Origin of the sequence: Phaeovulum sp. (assembly GCF_047638075.1) — a bacterium.
GTDB lineage: Bacteria > Pseudomonadota > Alphaproteobacteria > Rhodobacterales > Rhodobacteraceae > UBA6197.
Map to the genome: position 1 here is coordinate 38,936 of NZ_JBLJBV010000074.1, position 8,814 is coordinate 47,749.

The 8,814-nt window shown below is 61.0% G+C and carries 7 protein-coding genes and 1 pseudogene; 3 read left to right on the forward strand and 5 right to left on the reverse strand.

The window, feature by feature from the left end:
* Positions 1-67 precede the first annotated feature (67 nt).
* Positions 68-3,010: an FG-GAP-like repeat-containing protein gene (locus tag ACM62R_RS11880; RefSeq protein ID WP_415184268.1), complete on the forward strand. Its 2,943-nt coding sequence runs from the start codon at positions 68-70 to the stop codon at positions 3,008-3,010.
* A 6-nt stretch (positions 3,011-3,016) separates the two neighbouring features.
* Here the strand turns inward: ACM62R_RS11880 and rfbC are convergent, their stop codons facing one another.
* From rfbC to dapD, 4 genes are all read right to left on the reverse strand, one after another.
* On the reverse strand, positions 3,017-3,577 hold the full coding sequence (gene rfbC / locus ACM62R_RS11885) for a dTDP-4-dehydrorhamnose 3,5-epimerase (RefSeq protein WP_415184269.1): 561 nt from the start codon (positions 3,575-3,577) through the stop codon (positions 3,017-3,019).
* A gap of 7 nt (positions 3,578-3,584) precedes the next feature.
* Positions 3,585-4,844 carry a lytic murein transglycosylase gene (locus tag ACM62R_RS11890; RefSeq protein WP_415184270.1) on the reverse strand — a complete coding sequence of 420 codons (1,260 nt, stop codon included), beginning with the start codon at positions 4,842-4,844 and terminating at the stop codon, positions 3,585-3,587.
* Positions 4,845-4,929: 85 nt separating this feature from the next.
* Complete coding sequence (locus tag ACM62R_RS11895; protein WP_415184271.1) at positions 4,930-5,313, reverse strand: hypothetical protein; 384 nt, start codon at positions 5,311-5,313, stop codon at positions 4,930-4,932.
* Positions 5,306-6,133, reverse strand: a complete 828-nt coding sequence (dapD, locus tag ACM62R_RS11900; protein WP_415184272.1) for a 2,3,4,5-tetrahydropyridine-2,6-dicarboxylate N-succinyltransferase — start codon at positions 6,131-6,133, stop codon at positions 5,306-5,308. Before dapD ends, ACM62R_RS11895 begins: the two co-directional genes overlap by 8 nt.
* A gap of 112 nt (positions 6,134-6,245) precedes the next feature.
* On the opposite strand from dapD, the gene ACM62R_RS11905 reads away from it, so the two are divergent.
* Complete coding sequence (locus tag ACM62R_RS11905) at positions 6,246-7,070, forward strand: LOG family protein (RefSeq protein ID WP_415184273.1); 825 nt, start codon at positions 6,246-6,248, stop codon at positions 7,068-7,070.
* Between the two features lie 143 nt (positions 7,071-7,213).
* On the opposite strand, the gene rlmN is transcribed toward ACM62R_RS11905, so the two are convergent.
* On the reverse strand, positions 7,214-8,416 hold the full coding sequence (rlmN, locus tag ACM62R_RS11910; RefSeq protein ID WP_415184274.1) for a 23S rRNA (adenine(2503)-C(2))-methyltransferase RlmN: 1,203 nt from the start codon (positions 8,414-8,416) through the stop codon (positions 7,214-7,216).
* Positions 8,417-8,668: 252 nt separating this feature from the next.
* On the opposite strand from rlmN, the pseudogene ACM62R_RS11915 reads away from it, so the two are divergent.
* Positions 8,669-8,814, forward strand: a pseudogene (locus tag ACM62R_RS11915) (IS3 family transposase); the annotation flags it as partial.

An 8,814-nucleotide genomic window follows, 5' to 3' on the forward strand; every position in this document is an offset into this window, starting at 1 on the left:
TAACACCCCGCTTCTAGCGTTGGTCCTGCACGGGGGTGCAAGGACTTTTGGGGGGTTGGGGATGCCGGTGTTTTGGCACAGGGCCACGCATTTTGCGGGGTTTGAAAGCTATGTTTGTGCGCTGACGGATCTGGAAATATCGGTGCAGGGTGGCAACGTGCTGCTTTACGGCGCGACCGGCACCGGGGGCGGGTTTTCGGCCTTTCGCCTGATCGAAAACGGTGCCGCAACCTTCATTGCGGGCAAAACAATCAACGCGGACCTTGGCCATCTGGCCCCGCCGCAGGTTGAGGTCATCGCGACCGATTCCGGGTATTTCGGCCTGTCGCTGGGAATGAACATCAGCGGCATCAACGCGTTCAAACTGGACGCAACAGGGGGGTTCGGTGGCCGCCAAAGCATTGATCTGGCCTCGGCACCGCTAACCGAAATGCTGGCCGCAACCCAGGCTGAGATTGCCGGGCGATCATTCCTTTACGTCGCCAAGGCGGGCCAGTTGGCCCCGGCAGTATTCGAGACAGGGCTTGCCACCGGCCCCAGCCTGATCAGCGGTGCAAGCGATACCTCGGCCGGCGGGTTTGGTGCCCTTGCCACCGTTCAGATCGGCAATCAGCATGTGCTGATCGGTGTGAATGGCGCGACCGGAATGGTGCGCAGCTACCGCATTGCCGCGAACGGCACTTTGCAAACCGCCGATACGCTGACGACTGAATCCGGGATTGGCTTTCAAACCCCCACCAATGTCGTCAGCGCGGTGCTGAACGGCCAAAGCTATGCGATTGTGGGGGCATCGGGCAGCTCGTCCCTGACGGTGCTGCGGATTGGCGCAGATGGCACGATGACCGCCACCGACCATATCGTCGACAGTCTTGAGACACGGTTTCAAGGCGTGACCGCCCTGCGCAGTTTCAGCGTTGAGGGGCGCGTCTATGTTCTGGCCGGGGGCGGTGATGACGGGCTAAGCCTGTTCACCCTTCTGCCCACGGGTCAGTTGATTCACCTGACCACGCTGGCCGATAGCGCCGCGATGACGCTGGCCGATGTGTCGGCCCTGGCCGTCTGGGTGCAAAATGATGGCAAGGCGCAGGTCTTTGTCGGCAGCGCCAGCGAAACTGGCATCACGCAGTTGCTCCTTGATCTGGGGCCGTCAGGGCTGACGCAAATGGCCGGCGGTGGCACGGCGGCGCTGACCGGTGGCAGTGGCAGTGACATGCTGGTTGCGGCAGATACCGACATCGACCTGAAGGGGCTGGCGGGCGACGATATTTTGGTTGCGGGCGCTGGGGCGGCCCGGCTCTGGGGCGGTGCGGGTGCCGATACATTCGTTTTGGGGGCCAACGGCAAGACCAATCAGATCATGGATTTCCAACCCGGGCTTGACCTGATCGACCTGACCCTTATGCCCCTTCTACGGTCTGCCGCGCAGCTGGAAATCAGACCCACAATGACCGGGGCCACGATCAGTTATCTTGGCACTACGGTAGTGTTGCATAGCGCCGCAGGCACCTCGATAAATCTCATGCAGGTGATGCAGGCGGTTCGGCTACCCTTCGCGCGCTATGACCCCACCCTGGACTACGAGCGTCTTTTTGGCATCGCGTTTGACGAAAATACAGGCACTGTCAAACACGGCACCTCTGCGGGTGATATTTTTCATGGGGGCGCAGGTATCGACCGGTTGGAGGGCAACGGCGGCAATGACATCCTGTCTGGTGGCGGCAATGATGACATGCTTGTTGGCGGCATCGGCAATGACATTCTGACCGGCGGCACGCTTGGTTATCTGGCGCCGGTGCAGACGGTCGCCAACTTTGGCGTCAATGCCGGGGGCTGGGTATCGCAGGACGAGACACCAAGGCTACTGGCCGAGGGGGTGAACATCGCCGCGATCATCGGATTTGGCAATCGCGGCACCTACCTGTCCGCCGCCACGGCCGACGGCAGCTTTACCAAAGCCACCTTTGCGGTCGACAACTTTGGCCGCGCACAGGGCTGGGTTTCGTATGATGAGTTCCCCCGCCTTGTGGGCGATTTCAACGGTGACGGGCTGGATGATATTGTCGGCTTTGGTAAAAGGGGGGCCTATATCGCCTATGCCGATGACAGCGGTGGCTTTGGCCCGGCCAAAATAGCGGTGCAGAATCTGGGGGCGCAGCAGGGCTGGGTATCTTTCGACAGATACCCCCGCATCATTGGCGACATAAACGGCGATGGGCTGGATGATCTGATCGGTTTTGGCCACCGGGGCACCTATGTGGCGCTGGCCAAGCCCGGCGGCGGATTTGGAGACACCTTCAGGATCGTCGCCAATTTCAGCGTCACCGATGGGTGGGGCTCAAACGACCGGTATTTTCGCACCAGCGGTGATCTGAACGGTGATGGCTTTGCCGATATTATTGGATTTGGCCGCAAGGGCACCTATGTCGCCCTGTCAGACGGCGCCGGAGGTCTGGGCCCCGCGCAACTGCTGCTGGACGATTTTGGCACCAATCAGGGCTGGACCTCAAACAACAACCAGCAGCGCATGGTTGTGGATCTGAACGGCGACGGGCTGGACGACATCATCGGCTTTGACGCTGGCACCACCTCGGTCGCGTTGTCGCTGGGGGGCGGGCGGTTCCATCCGCTGCAAACCTTCGCTGCCGAGGGCCGCGACGGATGGGCCGGTCACGGGTGGGAGCCGCGTTTTCTGGCTGACATGAACGGTGACGGTATCATGGATATCGTCACCTTCACCAAAACCGGCGTCACCGTGGCGCTTGGCCTGCCCGATGCCGACATCTTCATTTTCGACGATGGTTTCGGCCGTGACCGGATCACCGATTTCGATGCCGCCAACCCGGATGAGCGGATCGACTTTTCCGCCCATTCCGCGCTGGACAGCTATGCCAAGGTTCTGGCCGCAATGACGCAGGTTGGCGACGATGTGATCATCACCGCCGGGGCAGACGTGCTGACGCTGGAAAACGTCTGGCTGGGCGCGATGGGTGCAGATGATTTCATCTTCTGACGCCGCTCAGGCGGGGGCAGCCCAGACAAACGGGCTTTCAAACGCGGCAAAGGGCTGCGCCGCCGCGTCCTTTTCGGACAGGATCGGCACGGCCGCGCCCCAGTCGATGCCCAGACTGTCCCAGCGCACCGCGCCATCGCAGTCGGGGGCATAATGGTCGGTGCATTTGTAAATAATCTCGGTATCCGGCTCACGGGTGACGAAGCCGTGCAAACACCCCGCCGGAATCCATAGCTGGCGGCCGTTTTCAAACGACAGTTCTTCGCCATGCCATTGGCCATAAGTCGGGCTGCCCCGGCGCACATCCACCGCCACATCCCATAACCGCCCACGCCCGCAGCGCACCAGCTTGCCCTGCGCATGTGGCGGCGCCTGAAAGTGCAGCCCGCGCAACGTTCCGACGGCGCCCGACATCGAATGATTGTCCTGCACGAATTCGGGCAGATCCAGCCCCGCGTCACGCAGCGTCCTGCGGTTCCAGCTTTCGCTGAAAAAGCCGCGCGCATCGCCAAAGCGGCGCGGTGTCAGTTGCCACACGCCGGGCAACCCGGTCTGAATAATTTCCATCAAACCCTCAGCGCAGTTTTACCAGTACATCCATCGTCGCGTAGCCGTCAGGGGTCATCCCGTTGGCACGCTGCCACGCCTCGATCGCGGCAATGGTATTGGGGCCAATCTTGCCGTCGGTGCCTTGGGTGTCAAACCCCTTGGCGGACAGCCGTTCCTGCAGCTCCTGCCGCTCGGCGGCCTTCAGCGCCCGGTCATCACGCGGCCAGCTTGCGCGGATCGGCCCGCGGCCCCGCAACCGGTCCGAAAGATGCCCGACGCCAATCACATAGGCATCGGCATTGTTGTAGCGCGAGATGGCGGTGAAATTGCCAAAGATCATGAACGCCGCGCCCTTCGACCCGGCAGGCAGCAGGATCGAGGCCGCGCCATGGTTCGGCACCCGCGCGCCGTTCATATCGCGCACCCCCAGCGCCGCCCAATCGGCAGGTGATTTCTTGGTCCGCTTGCCCGCCAGCCCATAGTTGAACCCCTGCGGAAGCTGCACCTCGACCCCCCAGGGCTGACCCTTCACCCAGCCCGACCGCGCCAGATAGGCGGCAGTCGAGGCCAGCGCGTCCGCCGGGTTATCCGACCAGATGTCGCGTTTGCCATCGCCGGTAAAGTCCACCGCAAACGCCAGATACGAGGTCGGGATGAACTGCGTGTGCCCCATCGCCCCGGCCCATGACCCGGTCAGATGTTCGGGGTCGGTATCGCCGGCCTGAATGATCTTCAGCGCCGCGATAAGCTGTTCGGCAAAGAAACTGCCGCGTCGCCCGTCATAGGCCAGCGTCGACAGCGCCGGAATAAGCTGCGTGGTGCCGCGGTGGCTGCCATAGCTGCTTTCCAGCCCCCAGACCGCGACCACCACTTCTTTCTCAACGCCATACTGCGCCTCGATCCGGGACAGAACAGCGCCATGCTGCGCCAACGCCGCACGGCCATTCGCAATCCGCGTCTCCGAGGCGGCACTGTCCAGATATTCCCAGATCGTCTTGGTAAATTCCGATTGGTTGCGGTCGCGGCGGATCACATCGGGGTTATACTGAACGCCCCGCATCGCGCGGTTCCATGTCGCCGCCGAAATCCCGTTTGACAGCGCGCGCGGGCGAAACCCCTCGACCCAGCTTTCAAAGCCGCGCTGCACCTCGGGCGAGGCCCTCTCCACCGGCTGTGTCACCTGAACGTCGCCCCCCCTTGGCCCCTGCTCGGCGGATCCCGAACAGGCCGTCAGCCCCGAAAAAGCCACCGCCGAAAGCGCGATTGTCCTGAAAGTCTGTCTCATGCCCGCCCGCCTTTATCTGCGTTTTGCAGGCAGTGTAGCAAGCACCACGGCGAACGCCAATCATGATCGGCCCGCCAAAGCGCCGCTATTGCACCGTCGGTCGATCTTCGCCGAAAAAGGGCGTCATCTGCGCCACGATGACCGAGTTTTCGGCCAGTGCGCGCGCCATCAGTGCGCGCTCATCCTCATCAATCTCATGGCCTTGGGCCAAACGTTCCTCCAACGTGCCATAGCCGGTCACGTCCAGGGGCGCCAAATCGGCCTGTTTCAGGATCAGCACAGTTTCGCGCACCGCCTCCCCCTCATCGACGCCGCTGGCGTAAATCACCAGCCCCGCCCCCGTCGCGCCCTTCGGCAGCCCGTCCCCGGCTTTGCGCCCAACCTCAACCAACAGGGTGTATACCTGCTGCGGGCGCTTGGCCTTTTCCGGTTTTGCCGCACTTTCTGGCGTGCTGCCCCCCTCAGTCACGCAGCAACTCATTGATTGAGGTCTTGCTGCGCGTCTGCGCATCCACGCGTTTGACAATCACCGCGCAATAAAGGCTGACACCGTTCTTGCTGGGCAAGGACCCGGCCACCACCACCGACCCTGCGGGCACCTCGCCATAGCTGACTGTGCCGGTTTCCCGGTCGACGATCTTGGTGGACTTGCCGATGAAAACGCCCATCCCCAGGACCGAGCCTTCGCGGATAATGCAGCCTTCAACCACCTCGGACCGCGCGCCGATAAAGCAGTTGTCCTCAATAATCGTCGGGCCTGCCTGCATCGGCTCCAACACGCCGCCAATGCCGACCCCGCCCGACAGATGCACATTCTTGCCGATCTGTGCGCAAGATCCCACCGTGACCCAGGTATCAACCATCGTGCCCTCATCGACATAGGCACCCAGATTGACAAAGCTGGGCATCAAAATCGCACCCTTGCCGATGTAAGCTGATTTCCGCACAATGCAGTTCGGCACCGCGCGAAAGCCGCCAGCGCGCCAGTCTGCCTCGGTCCAGCCGTAAAACTTGCTATCAACCTTGTCCCACCAGCCGCTGCCCTGCGGCCCGCCCGACTGCATTTCCATATCCTTAAGCCGGAACCCCAGCAAAACCGCCTTCTTGGCCCATTGGTTCACATGCCACTCACCACCCGCCTGCCGCTCTGCCACCCGCAAAACGCCCTTGTCCAACGCTTCGAGCGTAGCCTCCACAGCCTCGCGCACCTCGCCCTTGGTGGCGGGGGTAATGGTGTCGCGCGCCTCCCAGGCGGATTCGATTGCGGTCTCCAAAGCGGCGTTGGTCATGTTTCCCTCGTCTATTCTGGCGCGTTTCATATGGCATTGATGCAGATCAGCCTATAGTTGGAACCAAAGGGCCACGCAATGCGCCAGCACCACCCGGCGCGGAAGGACGCAGATGAACGAAGAAACCCGCCGTCACCCGTTTCGCGACAGCCATCAGGACGCGCGCGCCGCTGACCGTATCCCCGATACGCCGCAAACCCGCGCGCCTGCCTACCGTTTGGCTTTCACCGACACAGATTTTCTGGTGCGCGAAGAACTGCGCCCGGTTCGGTTACAGCTTGAACTACTCAAACCGCAGATGATTCTGGATGAACGCGGGATCAATTCAACCGTGGTGATGTTCGGCGGCGCCCGCATCCCCGAGCCATCGCAAAAACACACCGCCAAAACCCCGAAACTGGCTGAACTGTCGCGTTTCTACGATGAGGCACGAAAGTTCGCGCAACTGATGACCGAACGCAGCATGGCCAACTATGGCCGCGAAAACGTGATCTGCACCGGCGGCGGCCCCGGCGTGATGGAGGCCGGAAACCGTGGCGCCGATGATGCTGGCGGCCAGTCCATCGGGCTCAATATCGTGCTGCCGCATGAACAGGCGCCGAACCAGTATGTGACGCCAGACCTGACCTTCAACTTCCACTATTTCGCCATCCGGAAAATGCACTTCCTGATGCGCGCCAAGGCGATATGCATTTTTCCCGGCGGCTTTGGCACGCTGGATGAGATGTTCGAAACGCTGACCCTGATTCAGACCAAACGGATGAAACCGATCCCCTTCATCCTTTTTGGCCGCGAATTCTGGGAAACAGTCATCAACTGGCAGGCCCTCGCCGAAGCCGGAACCATCTCGTCCGAGGATCTGGATCTGATCAGCTTTGTCGAAACCGCTGACGAGGCGGTTCAAATCATCGAAAATTGGAAAAACAGCTGCGACTGATCACCGGCAGCGCCGACCCATACCGGGCATGAGTATTTGTTCCAAAAAAAAGCCTGATCAGACCCTATGGTTATGGCTTTTTTTTGGCCCAAATACTCATGATCCCGATGGCGCAACCAAACTGGCGGGCGTGGAGGGGGCGGTTACAGCCCAGTCTCGCCTTCGGGCCGGGTTTTTGACTTTCGCGCCCGCTCGGTCGCGGATTTCAGCTGACCGCAAGCGGCCATGATATCTTCGCCGCGCGGGGTACGGATCGGGGTCGCATAGCCCGCGTTATAAAGGATATCGGCAAAGGCATGGATCCGGTTCCCGCTTGAACGCTTGTAGGGCGCGCCGGGCCATTCGTTGAACGGGATCAGGTTGATCTTGGCGGGAATTCCCCGGATCAATTCGATCAGCCGGTAGGCGTCCTCCTTGGTGTCGTTCACCCCCTGCAGCATCACATATTCAAACGTGATCCGTTCCGAGTTCGACAGGTTGGGATAGGTGCGCAGTGCCGCAAGCAGTGTTGCAATGTTCCATTTCTTGTTGATCGGCACCAGTTTATCGCGCACCTCATCAGTGGTCGCGTGAAAGCTGACCGCCAGCAGGCAGCCGATTTCCTCGGCGGTGCGGGCGATTTCAGGTACCACACCGCTGGTCGACAGCGTAATCCGGCGGCGGCCCAGCGCGATCCCTTCATTGTCCATGACAATCTTCATCGCGTCGCGCACGTTGTCGAAATTGTAAAGCGGCTCGCCCATGCCCATCAGGACGATATTGCTGACCAGCCGGGTCTCATCCTTGGGGGCGCCCTGCACCGGCCATTCACCCAGATCATCGCGCGCCAGCATCACCTGGCCCACAATTTCGCCCGCCGTCAGGTTGCGCACCAGTTTTTGCGTGCCGGTATGGCAGAACGAACAGGTCAGCGTGCACCCCACCTGAGAGCTGATGCACAGCGTCCCGCGCCCCTCTTCGGGGATATAGACCACCTCAACCTCATGGCCGCCCGCAATCCTTACCAGATATTTGCGCGTGCCATCCCTTGACACCTGCTTTGTCACCACCTCGGGTAGGGCAATTTCAAACTTTTCTGCCAGTAATGCGCGAAAATCCTTGGCCAGATTGGTCATCTGTCCGAAATCACGCACCCCCCAGTGATAGACCCATTGCCAGACTTGTCCCACGCGCATCTTGGCCTGTTTCTCAGGCGTGCCGGCGTCAATCAGCGCGGCGCGCAGCTGATCGCGCGTCAGGCCGATGATATTGATCCGCCCATCGCCGCCCTCGGGCATTTTGCGGGGCAGGGTCAGCACGTCTTGCGTGATCGGGGCGGTTGCTTGCGGTATATCGGTGGGGGTCATGGCAGCCTCGGGCTTCGAATAGGCGTTTCATATATGGGATTCGCGGCATCAAAGACAGGGGCAATTGAAAAGACCCCGGGATGAACCATTGTCTCTGACGCGGCGGCACGAAGTCACCGGTAATTTTTTCCTATCGAAACGCATTTCGGACCGCGAGCGCTGCCAAGCGGGTTGTCGAATGTGAAATGCCCCTTTGGGGACCGCGTAATTCTCCCCGAAAGTGGGGGGCTGCATAAGTAGAATTTTCTGACCAAAATAGCCAAGAATGCGGTGGCGCGACGAGGGGTCAGCATTGCCCTCGCTTGCCAGGCTTTTGGGGTCAGCGAGACCTGTTATCGCTATAGCCTGACGTTGCGGGCCGAGAACGAAGAGATCGCCAATCTGCTGGTCGGGCTGAC

Bases quoted from the DNA above. Each gene is read 5' to 3' on its own strand.
- ACM62R_RS11890 (WP_415184270.1), bottom strand. From the start codon at position 4,844: ATGAGACAGACTTTCAGGACAATCGCGCTTTCGGCGGTGGCTTTTTCG.
- ACM62R_RS11905 (WP_415184273.1), top strand. From the start codon at position 6,246: ATGAACGAAGAAACCCGCCGTCACCCGTTTCGCGACAGCCATCAGGAC.
- rlmN (WP_415184274.1), bottom strand. From the start codon at position 8,416: ATGACCCCCACCGATATACCGCAAGCAACCGCCCCGATCACGCAAGAC.
- dapD (WP_415184272.1), bottom strand. From the start codon at position 6,133: ATGACCAACGCCGCTTTGGAGACCGCAATCGAATCCGCCTGGGAGGCG.
- rfbC (WP_415184269.1), bottom strand. From the start codon at position 3,577: ATGGAAATTATTCAGACCGGGTTGCCCGGCGTGTGGCAACTGACACCG.